This is a genomic window from Agromyces mediolanus, from assembly GCF_044917495.1.
Taxonomy (GTDB): Bacteria; Actinomycetota; Actinomycetes; order Actinomycetales; family Microbacteriaceae; genus Agromyces; species Agromyces mediolanus_B.
This window is the reverse complement of sequence record NZ_JAVSSI010000004.1, coordinates 229280-253028: the sequence shown is the minus strand read 5'-3', so window position 1 is coordinate 253028 and position 23749 is coordinate 229280. Positions and strand designations below refer to the sequence as shown.

Below are 23749 nucleotides of genomic sequence, written 5' to 3'. Positions count from 1 at the left end.
CGACGACCCTCCTCGGTCGGTTCGCGGACGGGATCGGCGCTACTTGGCGCCGATGCCCGCCGCCCACGGGTAGTAGAGGAACGCGAGCGAGGCCGTGGCGCCCGAGATGCGGTCGTTGAGGTACACGCGCATGCCGGGGTTCACCAGGTTGATCAGCCCGGTCACCTCGACGAGCCCGGCCTGGGCGGCGACGAGGTTCTCCGCCCGGGCGGTGTCGTCGAGCTCGCCGAAGGCGGCAGCCACGTTGTCCGTGACGCTCGGCTCGTCGAGCAGGCCGTAGTTGTAGGCGCTCAGCGGGGTGAACTCGCTCAGGGACACGATCGGGTCGGCGACGCCGGCGCCGTACTCGTTCACGATGAAGGCGTCGTACTCGGCACGGGCCGCGGCGTCGAAGTAGAGCGCGTTGAAGCTCGTGATCGGCAGCGTCTCGGTCTTCACCTCGATGCCGACGGCCTTGCCGGCCGCGGCCAGCAGCTCGGCGGCCTTGTTGTCGGCCTCGGTCTCGGCCGGCAGCGCGACGGTGATGCTCTGCCCGGCGAATCCGCCGTCGTCGATGAGCTTCTTGCCGGCGTCGACGTCCTGCGCCGCGGAGGGCAGCTCGGCGGCGCCCTGCTCCCAGACGTCCTTCGCGTAGCCCCAGGCGCCCGGCTGGATCGGGGTCACCGAGGGGGCGGCGGTGCCGCGGAAGACGGTGTCGGCGAGCGCCTGCCGGTCGTAGGCGAGGCTCAGCGCACGGCGGACGTCGGCGTTCTGGAACGGTCCGTCCTTCTCCGTCGGGCGCACGGCGAGCCAGTCGGTGCTCGCGCCGAGATAGAAGCTGCCCGAGTCGGAGTTCATGAGCGGCTCGGTCGCCGAGAGCGGCACGCGGTAGGTGCCGTCGATGTCGCCCGAGAGCAGGCTCGACGCGATCGTCGACTCGTCGGTGACGAAGGTGAGGGTGGCCGAGTCGGCGAGCGCGGCGCGGTCGTCGTTCCAGTAGTCGGCGTAGCGCGACATGGTGATGTTCGTGCCCGGCTTCCAGCCCTCGAACTGGAACGGCCCGGTACACATGATGCCGCCCGACGCGGTGCCGTAGGCCTCGCCGGCCTGCTCGACGTACGCCTTCGAGCCGATGACGCCCGCCGCGGTCGCGAGCATCCGCTCGAACAGGGCGTCGGGCTCGGTGAAGCGGATCGTGACCTGCAGCTCGCCGGTCTGCTCGATCGAGGCGACGCGGTCGTAGAACGGCACGCCCCAGTACGAGCCGGCGGCGTCGTCGAGGTTGCGGGAGAGGCTGAAGACGACGTCCTCGGCGGTGAGCGGGCTGCCGTCCCAGAAGGTGACGCCCGAGCGGATGGTGAGCACCATCGTGGTGTCGTCGGGGCGGTCGACCTTCTCGGCGAGGCCGGGCTCGAGGCCGAAGTCGGGCGTCTGCAGCATGAGGCTCTCGCACATGTTGGCGAGGGTCGTGTTCTCGGAGTCGCTGTACGCGTAGATCCAGTCGAGCGAGGCGGGCTCGCCGCTCGTCAGGTTCCAGGTGAACGAGTCGATCGGGCCGGACGCCGCCGGCGTCGTGGTGATCAGCTCGAGGCCGCTGCCCGCCGGGCCGCTGCTGCTGCTCGGGCTGGGCCGCTCGGCGGAGCAGGCGGCGAGGCCGACCGCGAGCGGGATGACGAGCGCCGCCGCGGCGACGCGATGTGAGGTGCGGAACATGTGAGGACTCCTTCGGGGGTGCGGGAGCGGTGCTGGTGCTGCAGTCGGTGCCAGGTGCTGCGTGGCGGACGGATCGGGGCGGGTCGCCGGCCTACCAGAGGTCGAGGACGGGGGCGAGGTCGTCGGCGCCGTCGGCGGTGATGACCACGTTGCGCTCGAAGGTGGCGGCGGTGCCGCCCATCACGACGAAGCGCTCGAAGGCGAGGGTCATGCCGACCTCGATCGGCCGGTCGTTCTCCGGGCGGATCCACGGCGCCTCGAAGCCGAGGCCGAGGCCGTGACCGCCGGCCTGGAACTCGGCGTGCTCGAAGTCGTAGCCGCCCTCGGCGAGGAGCTCGTCCGCGGCGCGGGCGAGGTCGCCGACGGTGGCGCCGGGCTTCGCGGCGTCGACTGCGGCGTCGATCGAGGTGCGTGCGAGCCGGTAGGCCGCCTCCTGCGCGGGGGTCGGCTCGGCGCCGACCACGCGGCTGCGGGCGAAGTCGAAGAAGTAGCCGCGGTAGGCGCCGGTGAGGTCGACGGTGAACAGGTCGCCGGCCTGGAGGACGCGGTTGGAGTACGTGGGCGGGGCGGGGATGCCGGGCGCCTCGGCGCCGAAGGTGTAGACGAACGCGTTCGCCATGACGGCCTCGTGGCGGGTGAGCTCGGCCACCATCGCGGCGACGGCGTCGGTCTCGCGGGCCCCGGGCACGAGGAACTCGGCCCCGGCGGTGAGGGCGAGGTTGCCGATGGCGCCGGCGCGGCGGAGGAGCGCGATCTCGGCGGGGGACTTGATGGACCGCACGGACTCGACGAGGTCGTCGGCGAGGACGAGCTCGCCGCGGCGCAGCCCCTCGGTGGCGCGGTCGACGGCGGCGAACTGCTTCGCGGTCATGGTGTCGCTGCCGACGACGCCGACGCGGAGGCCGTTCCCGCCGCGGAGGGTCTCGCCGACGAGCTCGGCGAGGGTGCCGCCGGTGCGCCCGTCGAGCGCGAGGTGGCGGGTGGTGCCGATGGGCTCGGCGTCGACGTCCTCCGAGCAGAGCACGACCTCGTCGGCGGTGACGACGACGGCGGCGTAGCCACGGTCGCTCCAGACGCCCGCGACGTCGCGGATGGTGGGGAAGACGGCGTAGTGGCCGCAGAGGTAGAGCACGTTGCCGTAGCGCTCGATCGTGCCGCCGCCGCGGCCCCAGACGACGATCGCGTCGAGATCGGCCTCGGCCATCCGGGTGCGCACCGCTGCAATGCGGGCGGCGTACTCGCTCGTGCTGATCTGCTCATCGTCGACGGACACGCGGGAACTCCTTCGTTGATTCATCCACTTGACTGCTGGTTAGTTTGTAGGACGATTAGTCGGAGAGTACCGGCGCGGACCCGCGCCGTCAACGTCCGGCCCCGACGACCGGGGACGGACCGGTCCGGATTTCCGCCATGCGGGCGTCCGAGCTGCTTCAATCGACTCGGAAGGGAACGGCATGGACTGGACGGAGATCGAGCAGGGTCGCACGCTGTCGGTGCCGGACCGGCTGTCGATCAGGCTGGAACGCCTCATCCTCGACGGCACGCTGCAGCCGGGGGAGAAGCTGCCGCCCGAGCTCGAGCTCACCGAGCGCCTCGGCGTCTCGCGGGTCTCGCTGCGCCAGGCGCTGCACGAGCTCGAGCGGCGGGGGCTCATCGACCGCAAGCCCGGCCGGGGCACGGTGGTGCTCTCGCCCGCCGACGCGCGGGATGCCTCCGGTGCCGCGCTCGCCGAGGTGCTCGGCTCGACGGGCGGCGAGATCGCGCACATCCTCGAGCTCCGCTCGATCATCGAGCCGCCCATCGCCGCCCTCGCCTCGCAGCGCGCGACGCCGCGCGACCTCGTGCAGCTCGAGCAGCTCGTCGACGAGATGGCCGCCCCCGAGTCGAAGGAGCACTACGCCGAGCTCGATCGCGCCTTCCACCAGGCGATCGCGCAGTACACGCACAACCCGCTGCTCGCGATGCTGAACGAGCAGATCGCGATCCTCATCGCCCCGAGCCGCTCGACGGCGCTCCAGACGCAGGAGCGTCGAGACACCTCGACGGCGGCGCACCGGCGCATCCTCGCCGCGATCGCCTCGGGCGATGCCACGGCGGCCGAGCACGAGGCGGCGCTGCACATCGGTGCGGTGCGCGAGCAGATCCAGCACGCCGCGGCGGCGCTCGCGGCCGAGGCGGATGCCGAGGCCGGCGACGACCGCGCCGGCTGAGGCCGCCCGGCCCGGCTGAGCCGGCTCGGCTGAGCCGGCTCGTCGTCCCCGAGCGGGCTCGCATTCCGGATGCCTCAAGCATCGCGCCACCGCGTTTCGCGAAGTTTGACAGTTGGTAGGACCAAGTGCGACGCTGTCAGCACCGACGCATCCGCGAGGCGGATCGACGCGTCGCCGAACGCAACGAGAAGGCCCAGCCCATGACCACCAGCCCTGCCCTCGGCGCCGTCGCGAGCTCGCACTACCTCGCGACCGAGGCCGGCGCCGCCGCGCTCCGAGCCGGCGGCACGGCGGTCGACGCCGCGATCGCCGCCGCCGCGGCCCTCTGCGTCGTCTACCCCAACAACGTGGCCCTCGGGGGCGACCTCGTCGCGCTCGTCCGCAGCCCCGAGGGCGAGATCAGCTTCGTGAACGCGACCGGCCGGTCCGCCGCGGCCGAGTCGCTCGACGCGCTCCGCGCCCGCCACGGCGGCGGCCTGCCGTCCCGCGGCGTCGACACCGTCACGGTGCCCGGCGGCATCCGCGGCTGGGAGGCGCTCGCCGCCATCGGCGGCCGGTTGCCCTGGGCCGACCGCCTCGACGCGGCCCGCCGCTACGCCCGCGACGGCGTGCCGACCGCCACCTCGGTCGCCCGGGCGATCCGCGACGAACGCGAGGCGCTCGAAGCCGACCCCGGATGCCGCGCGCTCTTCCTGCCCGGCGGCCGCCCGCTCGACGAGGGCGAGCCGCTCGTGCAGCCCGCGCTCGCCGACACCCTCGACCGCATCGCCGCGAACGGCCCGGACGAGTTCTACACCGGCGAGACCGCCGAACGCTGGATCGCCGGGCTCGCCGCGCTCGGCGGCCGCATCACCGCAGCGGATGCCGCATCCGCCCGCGTCGTCGTCGAGGCCCCGATCTCCGAGCGCCTCGATGAGCTCGAAGTCGTCACCGCCTCGCCGAACACGCAGGGCTTCTCCCTCCTGCGCACCGTCCGCGCCCTCGCGAACGGGCTGCTCGGCACCCCCGCCGACGCGCTCGGCTCGAACGCCGGCGCCCTCGCGGCCGTCTTCCACGACAACAACCGCGTCCGCGGTGCCTGGCTGTCCGATCCCGACGTCGCCGCGATCGACGCCGCCGGCCTCGTGTCCGCCGACGCGCCGCCGCTCGACGCGCTCCGCGCCGACCTCCCCGCGACGGGCGACACCGTGGGCCTCACCGCCGTGAGCGCCGACGGCTGGGCCGTCTCGCTCGTGCAGTCCGTCTACTGGGCGTTCGGCGCCTGCGTGCTGGAGCCCGGCACCGGCGTGCTGTTCCAGAACCGCGGCACCTCGTTCTCGCTCGACCCGGGCCACCCCGCCGCCTTCGGCCCGGGCCTCCGCCCGCCGCACACGCTCATGCCCGTGCTCGTGCTGCGCGACGGCAAGCTCCTGCAGGCGCAGGCGACGATGGGCGGGCAGGCGCAGCCGCAGATCCACGCGCACCTGCTGCTGCGCACCCTCGACGGGGCATCCGCCCTCGAGGCGACGAGCTCGCCGCGCTGGGTCGTCGGCGTGCAGGACGCCGGCGACGTCGAGGCCACGATCACGATCGAGCGGGACGTCCCGGAGACGACGCTCGCCTCGCTCCACGCGAGCGGGCTCGAGCCCCGGCTCGTGCCGCCGCGCGACGAGAACCTGGGCCACTCGAACCTCGTCCGCGTCGTCGACGGCGGCTACGACGCCGCCAGCGACCCGCGGTCGGACGGCTCGGCGATCGTCGTCGAGGCCGCCGCCGAACTGCTCGAGGAGGCCGCGCGATGATGCAGGAGCGCACCCGCCTGTCGATCTGGATCCTCATCCTCCTCGGCGTGATGATGGGCTACTTCTCCGGCCTCTTCGGCGTCGGCGGCGGCATCGTCCTCGTGCCGACGCTGATGCTCTTCGGCGTCGACCAGCGGATCGCCGCCGGCACCTCGACCGCGGCGATCCTGCCGACGGCGATCGTCGGCACGGTGACCTACGGCGTCACCGGGCACGTCGACTGGATCGCCGCGGCGCTCATCGCCGTCGGCATGATCGTCGGCGCCCAGCTCGGCACCTACCTGCTCGCCCGCCTGCCCCGCAGCGCACTGTTCTGGGGCTTCCTCGGCTTCCTCGCGGTCGTGGCGGTCAGCCTCTGGCTGGTCGTGCCGCAGCGCGACGCCGAGATCGCGCTCAACGTCTGGCTCGGGGCCGCGCTCGTCGCGGTCGGCGTGCTCACCGGCATCCTCTCGGGCCTGATGGGCGTCGGCGGCGGCATCGTCGTCGTCCCCGTGCTGATGTTCTTCTTCGGCGCCAGCGACCTCGTCGCGAAGGGCACCTCGCTCGCGATGATGGTGCCCGGCTCGATCTCGGGGACCATCGGCAACGCCCGCCGGCGCAACGTCGACCTGCGGATGGCGGCCATCATCGGCGTGACCGCGTGCGTCGCCTCGCCCCTCGGCACCTGGACGGCGCAGGCCATCACCCCGTTCGTCTCGAACGTCGCCTTCTCCGTGCTGCTGGCCTTCGCCGCCTGGCAGCTCGTGCAGAAGCACCTGAAGGCCCGACGCGCCGCGGCGTGACGCATCGCGCGTGACGCGTCGCGGCGTCGCGCCGCGTGACGCATCGCGGCGTCGCGCCGCGTGACCGCGTCCGGAGACGACGCATCGCGGCGTCCCGCCCCGCGCCGCCGCGTGACCGCGTCCGGAGACGACGCATCGCGGCGTCCCGCCCCGCGCCGCCGCGTGACCGCGTCCGGAGACGACGAAGGGGGCCCGCCGGACGGCGGTCCCCCTTCGTCTCGTCGCTCAGTAGCTCGTGACGGTGCCGGAGTTCACGGCGGCCACGATGATGACGATGTAGATGATGAAGAAGATGACGCCGAGCGCGGTCAGGATCGCACCGACGATGACGCCCGCCTTCGCGAGGCCGTTCGGGTAGCCCGCCTTCTTCGACTGCGACTGCGCCACCGCGCTGATGATCAGACCGATCAGCGGGGTGATGATCGCGAGCACGAGGCCGACGATGCCGAGGGTCTTGCCGGGGTAGTCGGCCGGCGGCTGAGCGGGAGTGTTGCTCATGAGGGGTACCTCTCTGGTAGGGATCACGCGCTCCCGCGGAGCGCACCCGAGAGCGTATCGGGGGAAACGGCGGTGCGGCAACGATTTCGCCGTGTGACGGTACGAAATGACCCCCGTTTCGTCCGGAACGGGGCATGGACATGTCCGGAGCACAGGCGTAAGCTGCGTGTTCGGCCGCCTGCGCGGCCCGCCTCGGCCGATTCGACGGCCAGCAGGATCGAGAGAGAGGAGCGAGTGATGACCGACGCCTTCGTCGCGCGTTCAGCGGACACCCTCCTCGAGGCCGCCGCCGTCTAAGCCCGTCGCGGCACCCGGTGGCCTCATGATCCGAAAGCCACCACCGTGAACTTCCTCTCGTCTCTCGACGACTCCGCCGGCGCGCCGTTCGACGCGGCATCCGGTCTCTTCTTCGCCGCCGCCGAGCCCGGCGACGGCCAGCGCTGGTCGACCTGGCCGGCGACCATCCCCACCGAGCGCGGTCCCGAGCCGCGCCCCGACTGGCTCGTCACCTCGGCCGGCGCGATCGACACCGAGCTCGGCGTCGTGAAGAGCGGCAAGGAGGCCGAGCTGTTCCTCCTCGAACGCGCCGTGCCGGGCGCCGCTCCCGGTGCGCTCGGCGAGCACGTCGTGCTCGCCGCGAAGCGCTACCGCAGCGGCGAGCGCAGCGACTTCCACCGTTCCGCCATCTACACCGACGGCCGCGGCACCCGCCGCAGCCGCGACCAGCGCGCGATCGACAAGCGCTCGACCTTCGGCCGCGAGGTCGCGCGGGTGCAGTGGGCGAGCACCGAGTTCCAGGCGCTCAGCGAGCTCACGCGCCTCGGTGCCGCCGTGCCCTACCCGGTGCAGGTGCAGGAGACCGAGGTGCTGATGGAGTTCATCGGCGACGACCGGGTGGCGGCGCCGCGCCTCGCCCAGGTTCGGGCGGAGCCGGCGGAGCTCCGGGAGCTCTTCCACCAGCTCGTCGACTTCATGCACGTGCTGGCCGGCGCCGGGCTCGCCCACGGCGACCTCTCGCCGTACAACGTGCTCGTGCACCACGGGCGGGTGGTCGTGATCGATCTGCCGCAGGTGGTCGACGTGATCGCCAACCCCGCGGGTCTCGAGCTGCTGCACCGCGACTGCGTGAACATCTGCGAGTGGTTCACGCGGCGGCGGCTCGAGTGCGACCCGGAGCAGCTGTTCGGCGAGCTGGTCGGGGTGCTGCACTGGTAGCCGGCGGCGGAGCGGTCGGGCGACCGACCGACCGCTCCGCCGGCTCGCCGGACTAGTACGCCTCGATCTCCCCGATCCGCACCTCGCCGCCGCCGCGGTTGCCCCAGCTGCGCGGCGCGGTGACGGTCCGGTGGAAGCCCTCGAAGCGGATGTCGACCTCCCAGCCGCCCGAGCGCTCGGTGATCACCGGCTCCGGCGGGACCGCCACCGGCGGCGCCGGCTGGCGGTAGCACTCGGTGCGCTGATCGGACGCCGGGTTGTAGCCGTTCCGGTCCCAGACCTCGATCTGGCGGAACCCGTCGCCGTAGGTCTCGTAGACGTCGGTCGCGTGGCCGGCGACCTGGTCGCGGTACACCATCCGCGTGCCCTGGTAGTGGCCGCTCGGCGTGTACCAGGTGTTCCGCACCGGCGCACCGGCCCCCGCCGAGCCGCAGCCCGTGTCGCTCGCCGAGGCCGTCGTCGCGGGCAGCACCACGAGGGTCGCCGCGAGCAGTGCGCCGCCGGCGCCCGCCGCCAGGGCGGCCCGTGCAGACTTCTTCATGATTCGCTCCTCGATCGATTCGCGCGCCGCGGCATCCGGCGCCCACCGTCGAGCCTCGCAGCGCGTTCGGCGTCCGGCATCCGTGAAAGCACGTCATCCGCCGCCCCGCGCGATACAGTGCAGACGATCGACGCCGATCCCCGGACGTGCGCCGTCACCACCCGTTCACCGGACCTCGGGAGACTGCCGCCATGACCGACCCGACCGCCCCGCACGACGGCGACGCCGCCGGCGGGCGCCCGCGCAACTTCCCGCCCGCGCCGATGACGACCGCCGAAGGGGCCGCGGCCACCATCGGCGTCGACACCGAGCAGGTCGAGGCGGTCTCGGCCGCCGGCGCGCGCCGCGGGCGCATCCTGGCCTGGGGGCTGTGGGACTGGGGCTCGGCGGCGTTCAACGCGGTCGTCACCACCTTCGTCTTCACGGTCTACCTCACGAGCGAATCCTTCGGCCCGAACGGCACGGTCGAGGCGCAGCTCGGCTGGGCGCTCGCGATCGCCGGGCTCCTCATCGCCCTGCTCGCCCCGATCACCGGGCAGCGCTCCGACACGAGCGGACGGCGCAAGTTCTGGCTCGCCGTGAACACGTACCTCGTGGTCGCCTGCACGCTCGCGATGTTCTTCGTGCTGCCGGCGCCCGAGTACCTGCTGCTCGGCCTCTTCCTCGTCGCGGCCGGCAACATCTTCTTCGAGTTCGCCGGCGTCAACTACAACGCGATGCTCGTGCAGGTGTCGACGCCGCGCTCGATCGGCAAGGTCTCCGGATTCGGCTGGGGCATGGGCTACGTCGGCGGCATCGTGCTGCTGCTCATCGTGTACTTCGGCTTCATCCACCCCGAGGTCGGCTGGTTCGGTGTGACCGGCGACGACGGGCTCGCGGTGCGCGTGTCGATGCTCGTCTCGGCGCTGTGGTTCGGGATCTTCGCCCTGCCGGTGCTCTTCGCGGTGCCGGAGTACCGCGGCCCCGCGGTGCGGCGGGAGCGGGTCGGCTTCTTCGCCTCGTACAAGCGCCTCGGGAAGGACATCGCGAAGCTCTGGAAGGAGGACCGCAACACCGTCTGGTTCCTCCTGTCGAGCGCGGTGTTCCGTGACGGCCTCGCCGGCGTGTTCACGTTCGGCGGCGTGCTCGCCGCCTCAGTCTTCGGCTTCTCCGCGGGCGAGGTGATCGTGTTCGCGATCGCGGCGAACGTCGTCGCCGGCATCTCGACCATCGCGGTCGGCGTGCTCGACGACCGGCTCGGGGCGAAGCCCGTCATCGTCGTCGCCCTCGCGGGCCTCATCGTGAGCGGGCTGCTCGTCTTCTTCCTGCACGACGGCGGGCAGATCGTCTTCTGGACGGCCGGGCTCGCGCTCTGCCTCTTCGTCGGGCCGGCGCAATCGGCGAGCCGCACCTTCCTCGCACGGCTCATCCCCGCCGGGCGAGAGGGCGAGGTGTTCGGCCTCTATGCGACGACCGGGCGGGCGGTGAGCTTCCTCGCCCCGACCGCGTTCGCGATCTTCGTGACCCTCAGCGGGAATCACGCCTACTTCGGCATCATCGGCATCGTGCTCGTGATCGCCATCGGGCTCGTGCTGCTCATCCCGGTGAAGGCGACGCGGAACGCGCCGGCCCCGGCGCGCGACTGACCGCGGTCAGCCGCGGCGCCAGCCCTCGGCGAAGCGCGCGAACAGCTCGGCGAACTGCGCCCGCTCCGCATCGCTGAAGCCGTCGAGCGCGCGCTCGACGCCACCGCGTCGGCGACCGAGCAGCGATCGCAGCGCCTCGCGGCCGCTGTCGGTGATGACGAGGATGGCCCGGCGCGCGTCGTTCGGGTCGGGCTCGCGTCGCACGTGGCCCGCGGCGACCGCCGCGGCGACGAGCCGGCTCGCGCGCGGCTGATCGACGCCGATGCGCTCGGCGAGCTCCCCGACCGAGGCCGGGCCGTGCTCGTCGAGGAGGTGCAGGACGCGGAGCGCCGCCTGGCCGCCGCGTCCCCCCGGTCCGCGCCAGCCGCCGCGCGCCGGATCGCCGGACTGGGTTCCGTGCGGCGCATCGCCCTGATGACCGTGCGGCGCATCGCCCTGGTGGCCCCGATGCCCGCCGCCGTGCGGGCCGCCGTGGTGCCCGCCGCCGTGCGGGCCGCGGCCGTGGTGGCGTCCGCCGCGCTCGTCGTCGCTCTGCGGGCCCCCGCCGCGCGGGCCGAAGCCCCGCGGCCCGCCGCGGAGCATCCCGAGCGCCGCCTCGATGCGCGAGACCGGATCGCCCGAATCCGAGAGTTCGCTGGGTGCCCCTTGACCACGATCCGACATACATGTCATAGTACATATACATGTCATAAGGCATGCAAATGCGAATCACCGCGCACCGCGCGCCGGGACCCGCCGAGGCGGGCCACCGAGAGAGGAACCACCATGACCACCCACCAAGACCACCCCACCCCCGAGCAGCCCGACGACGCCCGCCCGCAGGACGAGCAGGATGCCCCGACCGAGCCGGCCGAGGCATCGACCGCTCCGACCGAGCCGGGCGAGGCCCGCGACGGCCGCACCGGCACCCGCCCGTTCGGCTTCTGGCTGAAGCTCGTCGACCGCCGCCTCTCCGAGGAGATGGCCGAGCTGTTCGCCGACGAAGGCCTCAGCCGCCGCGACTGGCGCGCGCTGAACCTCTTCGCCGGAGCCGCGGCGGACGAGCGGCTCGCCGCCCGCCTCGCCGAGCGACCGAAGCTCGCCCACCGACTCGCCGAGCACGGCTGGATCGCCCGCGGCGAACTGACCGAGGAGGGCCGCGAGGCGCGCGAGCGCCTGCAGGCCCGCGTCGACGGGTTCCGCGAACGCGTCTCCGGCGCGGTGTCCGACGAGGACTTCGCGACCACGCTCCGCACCCTCGAGGCGATCGCCCGCGAGCTCGGCTGGGACGAGTCCCAGCCCATGCCCCGCGGCCGTCGCGGCGGCCGCCGCTTCCACGGCGAGCGAGGGGGCTTCCCGCACGAGCGCGGCGAGCGCGGGGGCTTCCCGCACGAGCGCGGCTTCGGGCACGACCGCGGATTCCGCGGCGAGCGCGACGGCTTCGGGCACGACCACGGATTCCGCGGCGAGCGGGACGGCTTCCACGGCCGCCGGCCGGCTCCGGGATTCGATCCCGAGCACGGCGTCGGCGGGCACGACCGTGATGGCGGACCGGCCTGGCACCGCGAGCCGCGCGGCGGCCGCCGGCACCCCGGCGCACCGGCCGAGCGCTGCCACGACTCGCACGACGAGCGGCACGAGGGGCGTGACGGCCACCGGGGCCGCCGCGGACCCGGGCGTCGCCCGCACCGCGAGCAGCTCGAGGTCCACGTGCACCTGCACCACTGAGCCGGCACTACCGCGGCCTCACCGCGGCATCCGTCCAGGAGCGCCGGTCCCGAACGGGGCCGGCGCTTCGCCGTGTCCGCGCGCGCCCGGCCTCCCGGCCACCTCGCCACCCGGCCACCCGGCGCCCCGGCGCCCCGGCGCCCCGCCACCTCGCGAAGTCGCGCGAACGGCGCTTCCGAGACTCCGCCAGGCGCCGTGTGCGCGACTCCGCCTCGTGGAGTCGCGCATCTCGCCCTTCCGTTCGGGCACGGAGAGCAGTTTGCGCGACGTCAGCGGTCGGGGCCGGCCGGGCGAGCCGGGCGCGAGAGCCGGCCGGGCGGGAGAGCGGGCCGGGCCGGGCCGGAGCCGGCCGAACCCGACAGGAGCAGACGACCACTCAGCGCAGGGCGGCGCCGGGCACCAGCACGCGCTCGGCGAGCTCGTCCGGCACGCCGAGGGCGACGAGCCTCGCCCGGTAGGCGCGGCGAGCGCGGAGGTAGGGCAGCTCGTCGTCGCGGATGACGGCGAGGAGGTTCATCAACTCGAAGGTGCCCTGGATCTCGAACGCGAGCTGCTCGGGCTCGTCGCCCGAGGGGTCGAGGCCGGGCAGCTCGCCGCGCTCGGCGGCGAAGCGGGCGGTGAGGGCGAGGTAGCCGAGCCAGTCGTCGAGCTGGGCGGCGACGGCGTCGCGCACCGGGCCGGGCTTCGCGTGGAAGTCGGCGGCGGCGGCGGAGAAGAAGCAGCCGCCGGGGAACACCCGGTCCTGCGAGTAGGCGACGACCCGGTCGAGCAGCGCGACGAGGCGGCGCACGCCGCGAGGGTGCACGCGCGCGGGCGCGATGACCGTCTCGGCGAAGCGCACGCCCGCGGTCTCGACGGTGGCGAGCTGCAACCGCTCCTTGCTGCCGAAGAGCGTCGCGACGCTCGACTTGCCGACGCCGGCGGCCTCGGCGATGCGGGCGATGGAGAGCTGGTCGAGTCCCTCGATCGAGGCGAGGTCGACGGCCTGGGCGAGCACGAGTCGGCGCGAGGCATCCCCGCGTGCGCGACGACCGTCGATCACCGTCTGCTGCTCCATGTCGCCTCCTCCACTCGATTTTACGCACGATCGTGCGTAAAGTAATCCGTACGATCGTTCGTATTCATTGCCCGCCCCTCGGAGGCCGTCATGCCGAAGCTCCCCGCGTCCGTCGCCGCCCGCATCGCGGTCGCCCGCGCCGCCGCCCCGCGCAGCCCGCGCCTCGCCGCGCGTGCCGTGCTCCCCCTCTTCACGTCCACCCGTCCGCGCCGCCGCGTCTCGCCACGCGAACAGGCCATCCATGAGATCGCCCGCCGCAGCACGTTCCACGCCGCGGGCCACGAGCTCGTGAGCTACGAGTGGGGCACGGGCGCCCAGGTCGTGCTGCTCGTGCACGGCTGGCGCGGGCGGGCGAGCCAGTTCGCCCCGCTCGTGCGGGAGCTCCGCTCCGAGGGATTCCGCGTGGTCGCCTTCGACGCCCCGGCGCACGGCGACTCCCCCGGCCGCCGGGCCGATATCCGCGACTGGATCGCCGCGATCGAGGCGCTGCAGCAGCGGCACGGGCGCTTCAGCGCGATCGTCGGGCACTCCCTCGGCGGGCTCGCGGCGATGACCGCGGTCGCGGAGGGCACGAGCGCCGGCGGCGTCGTCGCCATCGCGAGCGTCGGCGACGCGGCGGTCACGACGAACGTCTTCGCCGGTGCGCTCGGCCTCGGCGACCGCGCCGCCGCCGATCTCGCGACGGCGTTCATCCACCGCGTCGCGCCGGGCCTCGATCCCGCCGAGGTGTGGCGCCGCTTCGATCGCGTCGCGCACCCGATCCCGGCCCCGGTGCCGCTCCTGCTGGTGCACGACGCCGCGGACCGCGAGGTGCCGGCCACGGAGAGCGAGCGCCTGCGCGCGGCGCACGAGGACCGCGCCCGGGCCGTGATCGTCACGGGCTCCGGTCACTCGCGCGTGCTCGGGCACGACACGACGCTCGACGCCGTCACCGCCTTCGCGCTCCGCGGGCCGGCGGGCGTCGACGAGCTCGCGACCGTCAGCGCGGGCTCGGAGCCGCACCCGACAGCGTGAGCAGCACCCGCGCGACCGCGTAGCGGGTTCGCCCCTCCGGCGAGCGCGGGTCGTAGCCGAACCGGCGCGCCAGCACGAGCAGCCGCTCCTGCACCGTGGAGTGGTGGATGCCGCAGCGGGCCGCAGCCCCGCGCACGCTGCCGGTCTCGGCGAGCGCGTCGAGAAGCGCCAGCGTGCGGGCGTCGAGCGCCGCGAGGGCGAGCGCGTCGGGGTGCGGCTCGGTGCGGGCGTCGGCCGCCTCCGCGAGGAGCAGCAGCCCGCCGAGCGCCGAGGCGTCGACGACCGGGCGCACGTCGTCCGCGAGGCGGAGGGCGACGAGCGCGGAGGCCCAGGACTCGGGCAGGCGTTCGGGAGCCAGCGCGAGCCCGACGCCGAGATGCCCGGCATCCGCCCCGCCGAGGACGGCCGGCGGATGCGCCGTCGCACCGCCGTCCGCACCGCCATCCTGTTCGGCCCGCCGGAGCACCGCGCGCACGAGGCCGTGCCGCGTGGCGACGACGGCGCTCGGGGCATCCACCGGCGCCTCCGCCTCGTGCGGCGCGGCGATCGCGCGCACGCGCGGCTCGGCAGCCAGCTTCAGCCGGGCGAGCGCGGCACCGCGCTCCTCGGCCGTCGCGTGCGGATTCACGGCGATCTCGACCGCTCCGGCGAGCCCCGAGCCGCCCGCGGCACGGCGGGCCTCGGCGATGCCGAGCGCGATGCCGAGCCGTTCGATCACCATGGCGTCGTTCGCGTGCGGGTCGCCGGCCCGTTCGATCCAGCAGACGGATGCCTCGCCGACCGTGCGGAGGCGCGCCCCGCTCGGCGGGGCGACGGGACTCGGCAGCCGGCCGCCGTCCTGCCCGACCCGGAGCCGACGCGCGGGGGCGAGGAACCCGACCGGGGCGCCGCTCAGGGCGGCGGCACCGCGCAAGAGGGCCTCGGCCCCGACCCCCGCGGCGACGAGGGCGTCGAAGTACGAGACCACCTTCAGCGTCTCGCTCGCCTCCGGGTCGAGGGCGGTGAGTCGCCCGACGAGTTCCTGCATGGTGCGCTCCAAGCTCTGGCGACCACGATATCCCGGGTGGTTCTCCGCCGCCGCGGCGGTGGGCAGGCGGTGCCCGCCGCGGCGGCGGAAGCGGTGAGGAAGGCGGCGGACGCCGGGGTCAGTCGCCGAGGATGCGGGAGACCCAGTTGTCACGGGCGGCCGTCGAGGCCTGCGAGACCGCCGCCTGCGGGGCGAGCAGGTCGAAGCCGTGGAAGCCGCCGGCCCAGACGTGCAGTTCGGCCTGCACCCCCGCCTCCCACAGCTTCGTCGCGTAGGCGACGTCCTCGTCGCGGAACACCTCGGCGCTGCCGCAGTCGATGTACGCCGGCGGCAGCCCCGAGAGGTCGGTGGCGCGCGCGGGCGAGGCGTAGATCGAGACATCCGCCGTCCCGCGCCGCTCGCCGAGCAGCGCCGACCAGCCGGTCACGTTCGAGCCGCGGTCCCACACGCCGACGCCGTCGATCTGCGTCGTCGAGACCGTCGTGTCGCGGTCGTCGAGCATGGGGCAGATGAGGAGCTGGCCGAGGAGGGCCGGGCCGCGGCGGTCGCGCGCGAGCAGCGCCGTGCCGGCCGCGAGTCCACCGCCCGCGCTCGCGCCGGCGATGAGGATGCGGTCGGGGTCGATGCCGAGCTCGGCGGCGTGCTCGGCGGTCCAGACGAGGCCGGCGTAGCAGTCCTCGACGGGGTAGGGATCGGGGAACTCGGGGGCGAGCCGGTACTCGACGGTCACGAGCACGGCGTCGTAGCGGGCGATCCACTCGACGAAGCTCGCGACGCCGACCCAGCGGTCGCCGACGATCATGCCGCCGCCGTGGGTGTGGAAGATGCCCGGGCCAATGCCGGTGCGACCGCGCCGGGACACGATCGAGACGGCGATCTCGTCGCCGTCGTGGCCGGGGATCGTCACGTCGCGGGTCTCGAGGTCGTGCTCGGCGAGCAGGGGCGCGAGCTGGTCGAAGACGACGGGGCCGGCCTGGCCCTGCCGCATCACGGGGATGAACTCGGGGGTGATCGTCGAGGGCAGCTGGTCGCCGAGCACGGAGAGCGCGGCTTCGAGCTCGGGGTCGAACGGCGGTCGGGAAAGGATGTCGGTCATCGGTACTCCATCGTCCGGGGCCACTCCATCGTGGCGCGTGCCGCCATGCTCGCCGCTTCCCGCGGCGACGGGCACCCGCCGAGCGCGGCGGATCCGCGGGTGCAACCCCGCCGATCGGCGGGGATGGTCCCGATCGGCACGGTGGCGGCCGCCGCTCGGGTGGCGCTAGTTGCCGCGCGCTCCCGCGTCGCTCGCGCCGACGTCGGTGTGGTGGAAGTTCTGGAACGAGCGCGAGGCGGTCGGCCCGCGCTGACCCTGGTAGCGGCTCGCGTAGTCGGCGGACCCGTACGGCCGCTCGGCGGGCGAGCTCAGCCGGAAGAAGCACAGCTGCCCGATCTTCATGCCGGGCCAGAGCGTGATCGGCAGGGTCGCCACGTTCGAGAGCTCGAGCGTCACGTGCCCGGTGAAGCCGGGGTCGATGAAGCCCGCCGTCGAGTGCGTGAGCAGCCCGAGCCGCCCGAGCGAGCTCTTGCCCTCGAGGCGGGCGGCGATGTCGTCGGGCAGGGTGACCTGCTCGTAGGTGGAGCCGAGCACGAACTCGCCCGGGTGCAGGATGAACGGCTCGTCGGGCTTCACCTCGATGAGGCGGGTGAGCTCCGGCTGGTCGGCGGCCGGGTCGATGAAGGGGTACTTGTGGTTGTCGAACAGCCGGAAGTACCGGTCGAGCCGCACGTCGACGCTCGACGGCTGGAGCATCGCCGGGTCGGACGGCTCGATGCCGATGCGCTCGCGTTCGAGTTCGGCACGGATGTCGCGATCGGAGAGCAGCACGCGCCCAGCCTAGTTGCTACGATGGTCTCCGTGACGTCGCAGGATGTCGCACGCCGAAGTAGTTCAATGGTAGAACTTCTGCTTCCCAAGCAGACAGCGCGGGTTCGATTCCCGTCTTCGGCTCCACTTTCTCGATCGCCCCGGGCGCCGGCACTCGCCGGATGCCGCGGGGCGTTTTCCTTTGCGGCGCCACCCGGATATCCGCGCGGCGTGTCGGGTTCTCATCGTCCTGTCGTCATCCGTAATTTCGAACATGCATTCGAATAACCGGGTCGCCGACCGGCGGCCCGGAAGCTACGGAACGAAAGGAGAAGACATGGCCTTGAAGTACGGAATCCCGCCCGGGAATCCGACCGTCGTCTGGGACGACATCGAGGGCGTGCCGGGCACCGTCACCAACGACCCGTACGTCAGCTGGCAGTACCACCTCGACCGCACCAATGGTCGCGGCGGTGTCGACATGACGGCGAGGTGGGTGCCGGTGTACGCGCCGATCGACTGCCACGTCGAGCACTACTCCGGCGGCGCCGGCATCGCCGTCCGCATGTGGGCGGCAGACGGCTCCGGCTGGAGCGACGTCTTCGACCACCTCAGCTCGATCGCCGTCCCCGACGGAGCGTTCGTCCCCTACGGCGGGCGAGTCGGCACCTCCGGCGACACCGGCGATGTGCCACCGCACCTGCACTGGCACCGCCTCGACCCCAGCGGGATCCGCCGCATCCCCTGGGACTACTTCACCAACGGCACCACCACCCCCACCCCCACCCCGAAGAAAGAAGAGATCGACATGCTGTTCCTCATCAACGCCAACGACGCCGCCGCCAACCCGGCGAACCGTTACGCCCTCGTGGGCCCCGGCTTCTGGTTCGTGACCAGCACCGTGGCCGTCGCGAACAACCTGGCGACCCGCTTCGGCAGCACGACCGGCAGCTCGGCCAGCGTCACCTGGGCCGAGTGGGACCGCGCCTTCAAGGCCGCGGTCTCCTCGGGCTTCGTGCCCGCGAGCGGTCAGACCTCGCGCACGGTCTGAGCGTTCCCCGAATGGCGCCCCCTCCCCGCCGGGAGGGGGCGCCCCAGCGCCCGGCGACCGCACGACCCGCCCGCGCTCACCGCGAGAACGCCCCGCCCCGCCACCCGGCGGACGGGGCGTTCTCCGTTCCCGCGTGCGCGCGGCAGCTGATCGTCCAGTCCATGTTCTGGGTGCGCGGGGCATGGGATTCCGTGGCTGCCACGGCTTGGATTGACTCCATCGCACCTAGTACAGAGGAGTACCGATGAGCATCCTGGTCCAGACCGACGCCTGCGTCGGCGCCGGGCAGTGCGCCCTCGTCGCCCCCGACGTGTTCGACCAGGACGACGACGGCATCGTCCTGCTGCTCGAGCCCGACCCCCAGGGCGCCGACCTCGACGCCGCCACCCGCGCCGTGCGGCTCTGCCCGGCCCGCGCCATCGCGATCTCGGCGACATGAGCTCCCCCGCCCGCGTCGTCATCGTCGGCGCCTCGATCGGCGGGCTCACGGTCGCCGAGGCCCTGCGCGACGAGGGCTTCGACGGCGAGATCACCCTGCTCGGTGACGAGCCGCACCTGCCGTACACCCGGCCGCCGCTGTCGAAGCAGATCCTCGGCGGCGAGTGGCAGCCCGAGCAGGCCGCCATCCGCACGGCGACGGAGCTCGACGCCCTCGGCATCCGCGTGCTCACCGGCCGCCGCGCGACCGGCCTCGACGTCGGCGCGCGCACCGTGCACACCGCCGACGGCGCGCTCCCCTTCGACGAACTCGTCATCGCGACGGGCACGGAGCCCCGGCGGCATCCCGTGCTGGCGGAGGCAGCCACGCTCCGCACCATGGACGACGCACTCCGCTTGCGCGAGCGGATGGACGCGGCCCGCCGGGTCGCGGTGATCGGCTCCGGCATCCTCGGGTCCGAGATCGCGAGCGCCGCGCGAAAGCGCGACGCGGAGGTGCTGCTCGTGGGCCGCTCCGGCCTGCTCGGCTTCGGCGGCGTCGGCACGCTGCTGAGCGCGGAGCTCGTGCGGCTGCACGAGGCGCACGGCGTCGAGCTCGCCCTCCGCACCGAGCTCGTCGCCGCCCGGGACGACGGCGCCGCCGCCGACCCGGCGAGCGCCGGGGGCGCCACGACGCTCGAGTTCGCCGACGGCACGACCCGCGACGTCGACCTCGTCGTCACCATGATCGGCGGCACCCCGCGCACCGACTGGCTCGCCTCCTCGACCCTGGACCTCGCAGACGGGGTCGCCTGCGACCGCCTCGGCACCGCGGCACCGGGCGTCTCGGCGGTCGGCGACGTCGCCGCGTGGTTCGACCCGGTCAGCGGGCGGCACCGGCGGGTCGAGCACCAGAGCAACGCCATCGAGCAGGCCATCGCCGTCGCCGGCCGCATCGCGCACGGCGCCGAGGCCCCGCAGCCGGTGCCGCTGTTCTGGTCCGAGATCCACGGCACCCGCATCCACGCCTACGGCTGGTTCGACCCCGAGCGGCCGCTCACCGAGCTGCCCACGACCGCCGAATCGGCCGGCACCGTCTCCGGCAGCTGCGACGACGCCGGAGCGCTGCGCGGCGTCGTCGGCTGGAACGCTCCGCCGCGCGACTTCCGCGCGGCCCGAGCGGCCGTCGTCACCACCACCCGTCCCCTCGTCCCCCACTCCTGAGAGAAGCCAGATCGATGACGATCCCCGCCGAATGCCCCTTCCACGCCCGCTCGCTCCCCGGCGACGGCACTCCGCTCGCCCCGTCGCCGCAGCTCGCCGCGTGGCGCGAGGCCGGCGCCTTCGTGCCGCTCGACTTCCAGGACGGCCACGAGGGTCTCGTCGCCACGCGCTACGAGGCCGCCGTCGCGGTGCTGCAGGACCCGCGGTTCAGCATGCGTCCCTCGCGGATGCCGGTCGGCCCGCCCGCGCACGGGGAGGGAGACAAGGCCGAGAGCGCCGCCGTGCCGCTCGAGGCGCCGGGCGAGCTGGATGCCGCGGGGCAGGCCTCCGACGAGCTGAATCTCCTGAACCTCGACGGCGAGGAGCACGCGAAGCTCCGGCGCGCCGTGACCGCCCGCTTCTCCGTGCGCCAGGCGCGCGCCCGGGAACCGTGGATCCGCGCGATGGTGGCCGAGCAGATCGCGGCCCTGCGCGAGCGCGGTCCGGTCGTCGACCTCTGGCGCGACTACGCCATGCCGATCTCGGCCCGCACGCACTGCCACGTCATCGGCATCCCGGAGCACCACTACGAGCGCTTCGTCTCGCTCTTCGTCGAGGAGTCGACCGCGCAGCAGAAGTACGACTTCATCCGCGCCCTCCTCGCGGAACGCGCGGAGTCGCCCGGCGAGGACGTCATCACCGATCTGCTGCAGAACCCCGAACTCGACCGCATCGAGGTCGAGGCGCTGCTGCGCCTGCTGATGGGCGCGGGCCGCGATTCGGTCGCGTACCTGATCGCGACGGCCTCGGTCGCCCTGCTCACGAACCCCGAGCAGCTGGCAGCGCTGCGCGCGGATCCCGAGCAGATCCGACCGGCGGTCGAGGAGTTCATGCGCGCCGGCGCCATGTTCGTGACGCTCTTCGCCCGCACCGCGCTCGAGGACGTCGAGATCGAGGGCACCCGGATCCCCGCCGGCACCTCGGTGTCCGTCTCGCCCGTCGCCGCGAACCGCGACCCGGCCCACTGGGGCGAGCGCCCGGAGGAGTTCGACGTCGCCCGCGACGCGTTCGGCCACCTGGGCTTCGGCTACGGCATCCACGGCTGCGTCGGCCAGCAGGTCGCCCGGGTGGAGATCCGCGAGGCGATCACGGCGCTGCTCGACGCGTTCCCGGAGCTCGCCCTCGTCGACGCCGAGCAGCTCACCCCGCAGCCCTTCGCGCACCCGGTCGCCGTCTACGAGGCGGGGACCGTCGCGGTGCGTCTGGAGGCGGCCGCCTGACGCTCATGCGACCTACCATGGTCGATGTGACGCTGCTGCACCCCGACGACGACCCCGTCGTCGTCGGCGCGAACTGGTACCGCTTCACCTCGGGCGAGCAGATCGTGAACCCGCACGTGATGAGCGTCTCGTTCATCTGGATCGTGAGCGGCGGCGGCGAGATCCGCGCCGGCGGGCAGAGCTGGACGGTCGACGCGCAGCACGTCGTGCGCCTGCCGTGGCACCATCACGTCGAGTACCGGGCGAACCGGCGCGGGCCGTTCCACATCGGCACCCTGCACGTCGTGCCCCGCTACGACCGTTCGGCGGCCGTCATCCCCAGGGTCGCGCACCTGCCGGGCGATCCGCTGCTCGACGACCCGGCGCGGCGCGGCGACGCGACGGCGTTCCGCCCCGGGCTCTCGACGATGCGCAACGCGGCCGCGCGGCGCATCACCGAGTTCGGCACGATCGCGATCGAGCGGCTCGGCGAGGGCGCGTTCGACGAGGAGTACTTCCGGGCGCTCGGGCGTCTCATCCTCTTCGAGAACGCGGCCTGGGCCGACAGTCACGCGCAGCAGACCGCGGTGCCCGGCTCGCTCGAGCTGATGATGACGTTCATCCGCCACCACATCGCCGAGCCGCTGACCGTCGCCCGGGTCGCGGAGGCGGCCAGGTGCAGCGAGACGACCGCGCAGCGCCTGTTCACCCGGCACACCGGCGAGTCCATGCAGGCGTGGATCCGGCACGTGCGGCTGCGCGAGGCCGGCAGCCTGCTGCGCACCACCGGCATGCGGGTGAGCGAGGTGGCGCAGCTCGTCGGCTACCCCGACCCGCTGTACTTCTCGCGCGCGTTCCGGCGGGCGTACGGGGTCGCGCCGACCCAGTTCGCCCGCGACACCGTGCGGCCCTGACGTCACGGCGGACGCTGCTCGTCCAGTCCATGTTTCGGCGTTCCGGTGTCCTTCGGCGGACCACCCGGCCTTCGTAGATTCGAAGGGCCGCGCCGGGTGCGCGGCCCGGCGCGCAGCTCGTGCGCCGCCGCGCGCGATCCGCGCGCCCGAGCGTGAAGGAGCGCACCAGCACATGACCGTTCATCGCCGACCGTTCGGTCGCACGGGGTGGGAGATCAGCGAGGTGTCCTTCGGCGCCTGGCAGCTCGGCGGCCAGTGGGGGCCGGTCGACGACGACGCCTCGGTCCGCGCCCTGCTCGACGCCTACGAGCGCGGGATCAACTTCGTCGACACCGCCGAGATGTACGGCTCCGGCCACAGCGAGGAGGTCGTCGGCCGCTCGCTGCGGGAGTGGGGCGGCGAGCGCGTCTACGTCGCCACGAAGGTGCAGCCGCCCGAGTGGCCGCACCCCTCGGTCGAGGACCCCGACATCGCCGCCGCCTACCGCCCCGAGTACCTGCGCTCGCAGGCCGAGCAGTCGCTGCGCCGGCTGGGCGTCGACCGCATCGACCTCTACCAGCTGCACTGCTGGATGCCTCGCGGCATCCACGAGCTCGGCTGGCTCGAGACGCTGCACGAGCTGCGCGACGAGGGCAAGATCGACCGCATCGGCGTCTCCCTGCGCGACTACCGGGCCGACGAGGGCGTCGCCCTCGCCGAGTCGGGGCTGGTGGACTCCATCCAGGTCATCTACAACCTGTTCGAGCAGCGGCCCGAGCATGCGCTGCTGCCGGCGGCCGCGGCCTCCGGCACGGCGATCATCGTGCGCGTCGCGCTCGACTCCGGCTCGCTGAGCGGCGCGTGGACGCCGGAGACGTACGCGCAGTGGGCGGATGACTCGGTGCTGAAGACGATGTTCCGCGGCGAGCGCTTCAGCGAGACGCTGGAGCGGGTCGAGGCGATCAAGGCGGTCACGGCGCCGCACTACGACGGGCTCGACGAGGCCGCCGTGCGCTTCGTGCTCGACCGCCCCGAGGTCTCGACCGCGATCGTCGGCATGACCTCGCAGCGGCGCATCGCCCGCAACCTGTCGTTCGCCGACGGGCGCGGGCTCGCCGAGGGGCTGCGCGAGCAGCTCACCGGCTTCGGATGGGAGAGGAACTTCTACGTATGACCGAGACCACTGCGGCGATGGCCGTCGCCCCCGCGATCGAGCGGCTGAGCCCGGAGCAGATCGAGGCGCGACTGTCGCTCGCCTCGGTCGCGTACCTGCCGCTCGGCTCGCTCGAGTTCCACGGCCCGCATCTGCCGATCGGACTCGACGCCCTCACCGCGTACGGCATCTGCCTGCGGGCCGCCGGGCGGCACGGCGGCGTCGTGCTGCCCCCGTACTACCAGGCCGTCGGCGGCGAGCACTCGCGCTACCCGTGGACGATCATGAGCGACACCCCCGAGGCGATCGAGGCGCTGCTCGGCGAGAGCCTCGCCCGGCTGTCGGAGCTCGGCGTGCGCCGCGCCGTCATCCTGAGCGGTCACTTCGCCGAGGAGCAGCGCGAGCTCGTCGAGCGGGTGGCGGATCGCTGGAACGGCACGGATGCCCCGCTGCGCGCCGTCGCCCGCACGCTCGGCCAGGCGCCGACCCCGCCGGTCGCGCCGGACCACGCCGGCCGCTTCGAATCGCTCGTGCTGCACGCCCTCTCCCCCGAGCTCGTGCGCGTCGAGGCACTGCCCGACCCGGAGACGCACCCGGCGCCGGCGGGCGAGGATCCCTACGGCCAGGACCGGCACCGCGCCGACCACCCGCTGCACGGCGTCTTCGGCGCCGATCCCCGCCGGCTCGACACCGAGCACGCCGAACCGCTCCTCGCCCACCTCGTGGACTGGGTCGCGGGCCTCGCGGAAGCCGGCTGAGCCGGCCACCACTTCCACCC

The 23749-nt window shown here is 73.6% G+C and carries 22 protein-coding genes, 1 tRNA gene and 1 pseudogene; 15 read left to right on the top strand and 9 right to left on the bottom strand.

The window, feature by feature from the left end; translation table 11 throughout:
* Positions 1 to 39: 39 nt before the first annotated feature.
* Both ROT00_RS08350 and ROT00_RS08345 read right to left on the bottom strand, forming a co-directional pair.
* Positions 40 to 1692 (bottom strand): ABC transporter substrate-binding protein, encoded by a 1653-nt coding sequence (locus tag ROT00_RS08350; RefSeq protein ID WP_404773904.1) that lies wholly within the window; start codon positions 1690 to 1692, stop codon positions 40 to 42.
* A gap of 91 nt (positions 1693 to 1783) precedes the next feature.
* Positions 1784 to 2965: a M24 family metallopeptidase gene (locus ROT00_RS08345; protein ID WP_404773902.1), complete on the bottom strand. Its 1182-nt coding sequence runs from the start codon at positions 2963 to 2965 to the stop codon at positions 1784 to 1786.
* 181 nt (positions 2966 to 3146) lie between these two features.
* Here ROT00_RS08345 and ROT00_RS08340 point away from each other — a divergent pair, with 181 nt between their 5' ends.
* From ROT00_RS08340 to ROT00_RS08330, 3 genes are all read left to right on the top strand, one after another.
* Positions 3147 to 3902 carry a FadR/GntR family transcriptional regulator gene (locus tag ROT00_RS08340; protein ID WP_404773900.1) on the top strand — a complete coding sequence of 252 codons (756 nt, stop codon included), beginning with the start codon at positions 3147 to 3149 and terminating at the stop codon, positions 3900 to 3902.
* A gap of 200 nt (positions 3903 to 4102) precedes the next feature.
* Positions 4103 to 5683 carry a gamma-glutamyltransferase family protein gene (locus ROT00_RS08335; RefSeq protein WP_404773898.1) on the top strand — a complete coding sequence of 527 codons (1581 nt, stop codon included), beginning with the start codon at positions 4103 to 4105 and terminating at the stop codon, positions 5681 to 5683.
* On the top strand, positions 5680 to 6465 hold the full coding sequence (locus ROT00_RS08330; protein ID WP_404773896.1) for a sulfite exporter TauE/SafE family protein: 786 nt from the start codon (positions 5680 to 5682) through the stop codon (positions 6463 to 6465). Before ROT00_RS08335 ends, ROT00_RS08330 begins: the two co-directional genes overlap by 4 nt.
* A 225-nt stretch (positions 6466 to 6690) precedes the next feature.
* On the opposite strand, the gene ROT00_RS08325 is transcribed toward ROT00_RS08330, so the two are convergent.
* On the bottom strand, positions 6691 to 6963 hold the full coding sequence (locus ROT00_RS08325) for a DUF4190 domain-containing protein (RefSeq protein WP_404773895.1): 273 nt from the start codon (positions 6961 to 6963) through the stop codon (positions 6691 to 6693).
* Between the two features lie 342 nt (positions 6964 to 7305).
* Between ROT00_RS08325 and ROT00_RS08320 the strand changes: the two genes are divergently transcribed.
* Entirely contained in the window at positions 7306 to 8178 is an 873-nt protein-coding gene (locus ROT00_RS08320) for a serine protein kinase RIO (RefSeq protein ID WP_404773894.1), read from the top strand.
* A gap of 52 nt (positions 8179 to 8230) precedes the next feature.
* Here the strand turns inward: ROT00_RS08320 and ROT00_RS08315 are convergent, their stop codons facing one another.
* Entirely contained in the window at positions 8231 to 8719 is a 489-nt protein-coding gene (locus ROT00_RS08315) for a hypothetical protein (protein WP_404773892.1), read from the bottom strand.
* Between the two features lie 191 nt (positions 8720 to 8910).
* Here ROT00_RS08315 and ROT00_RS08310 point away from each other — a divergent pair, with 191 nt between their 5' ends.
* On the top strand, positions 8911 to 10344 hold the full coding sequence (locus tag ROT00_RS08310) for an MFS transporter (protein WP_404773890.1): 1434 nt from the start codon (positions 8911 to 8913) through the stop codon (positions 10342 to 10344).
* 6 nt (positions 10345 to 10350) lie between these two features.
* On the opposite strand, the gene ROT00_RS08305 is transcribed toward ROT00_RS08310, so the two are convergent.
* Positions 10351 to 11007, bottom strand: coding sequence for a MarR family winged helix-turn-helix transcriptional regulator (locus ROT00_RS08305; protein WP_404773889.1), 657 nt, complete (start codon positions 11005 to 11007; stop codon positions 10351 to 10353).
* A 102-nt stretch (positions 11008 to 11109) separates the two neighbouring features.
* Here ROT00_RS08305 and ROT00_RS08300 point away from each other — a divergent pair, with 102 nt between their 5' ends.
* Positions 11110 to 12051: a MarR family winged helix-turn-helix transcriptional regulator gene (locus ROT00_RS08300; RefSeq protein WP_404773887.1), complete on the top strand. Its 942-nt coding sequence runs from the start codon at positions 11110 to 11112 to the stop codon at positions 12049 to 12051.
* A 376-nt stretch (positions 12052 to 12427) separates the two neighbouring features.
* Here ROT00_RS08300 and ROT00_RS08295 read toward each other — a convergent pair whose 3' ends face one another.
* Positions 12428 to 13108: a TetR/AcrR family transcriptional regulator gene (locus ROT00_RS08295; protein WP_404773886.1), complete on the bottom strand. Its 681-nt coding sequence runs from the start codon at positions 13106 to 13108 to the stop codon at positions 12428 to 12430.
* A gap of 90 nt (positions 13109 to 13198) precedes the next feature.
* Here ROT00_RS08295 and ROT00_RS08290 point away from each other — a divergent pair, with 90 nt between their 5' ends.
* The gene (locus ROT00_RS08290; RefSeq protein WP_404773884.1) at positions 13199 to 14122 is read left to right on the top strand and encodes an alpha/beta hydrolase; all 924 of its coding nucleotides are present in this window, start codon (positions 13199 to 13201) and stop codon (positions 14120 to 14122) included.
* On the opposite strand, the gene ROT00_RS08285 is transcribed toward ROT00_RS08290, so the two are convergent.
* From ROT00_RS08285 to dcd, 3 genes are all read right to left on the bottom strand, one after another.
* Positions 14088 to 15149 carry a helix-turn-helix domain-containing protein gene (locus tag ROT00_RS08285; RefSeq protein ID WP_404773883.1) on the bottom strand — a complete coding sequence of 354 codons (1062 nt, stop codon included), beginning with the start codon at positions 15147 to 15149 and terminating at the stop codon, positions 14088 to 14090. The two genes, ROT00_RS08290 and ROT00_RS08285, sit on opposite strands and share 35 nt — an antisense overlap.
* Before the next feature lie 118 nt (positions 15150 to 15267).
* Positions 15268 to 16245: an alpha/beta hydrolase gene (locus ROT00_RS08280; protein ID WP_404773881.1), complete on the bottom strand. Its 978-nt coding sequence runs from the start codon at positions 16243 to 16245 to the stop codon at positions 15268 to 15270.
* Between the two features lie 165 nt (positions 16246 to 16410).
* Positions 16411 to 17016, bottom strand: coding sequence for a dCTP deaminase (gene dcd, locus ROT00_RS08275; RefSeq protein WP_404773880.1), 606 nt, complete (start codon positions 17014 to 17016; stop codon positions 16411 to 16413).
* A 52-nt stretch (positions 17017 to 17068) separates the two neighbouring features.
* Between dcd and ROT00_RS08270 the strand changes: the two genes are divergently transcribed.
* From ROT00_RS08270 to ROT00_RS08235, 8 genes and pseudogenes are all read left to right on the top strand, one after another.
* Positions 17069 to 17142 (top strand) — tRNA-Gly (locus ROT00_RS08270).
* Positions 17143 to 17332: 190 nt separating this feature from the next.
* Positions 17333 to 18046: a M23 family metallopeptidase gene (locus ROT00_RS08265; protein WP_404773879.1), complete on the top strand. Its 714-nt coding sequence runs from the start codon at positions 17333 to 17335 to the stop codon at positions 18044 to 18046.
* 241 nt (positions 18047 to 18287) lie between these two features.
* Positions 18288 to 18485, top strand: a pseudogene (locus ROT00_RS08260) (ferredoxin); the annotation flags it as partial.
* Entirely contained in the window at positions 18482 to 19687 is a 1206-nt protein-coding gene (locus ROT00_RS08255) for an NAD(P)/FAD-dependent oxidoreductase (RefSeq protein WP_404773878.1), read from the top strand. The pseudogene ROT00_RS08260 and the gene ROT00_RS08255, both read left to right, overlap by 4 nt.
* Positions 19688 to 19701: 14 nt before the next feature.
* On the top strand, positions 19702 to 20946 hold the full coding sequence (locus tag ROT00_RS08250) for a cytochrome P450 (RefSeq protein WP_404773877.1): 1245 nt from the start codon (positions 19702 to 19704) through the stop codon (positions 20944 to 20946).
* 26 nt (positions 20947 to 20972) lie between these two features.
* On the top strand, positions 20973 to 21839 hold the full coding sequence (locus tag ROT00_RS08245; RefSeq protein WP_404773875.1) for a helix-turn-helix transcriptional regulator: 867 nt from the start codon (positions 20973 to 20975) through the stop codon (positions 21837 to 21839).
* 172 nt (positions 21840 to 22011) lie between these two features.
* Complete coding sequence (locus ROT00_RS08240) at positions 22012 to 22992, top strand: aldo/keto reductase (protein WP_404773873.1); 981 nt, start codon at positions 22012 to 22014, stop codon at positions 22990 to 22992.
* Entirely contained in the window at positions 22989 to 23729 is a 741-nt protein-coding gene (locus ROT00_RS08235; RefSeq protein ID WP_404773871.1) for a creatininase family protein, read from the top strand. Before ROT00_RS08240 ends, ROT00_RS08235 begins: the two co-directional genes overlap by 4 nt.
* Positions 23730 to 23749 lie beyond the last annotated feature (20 nt).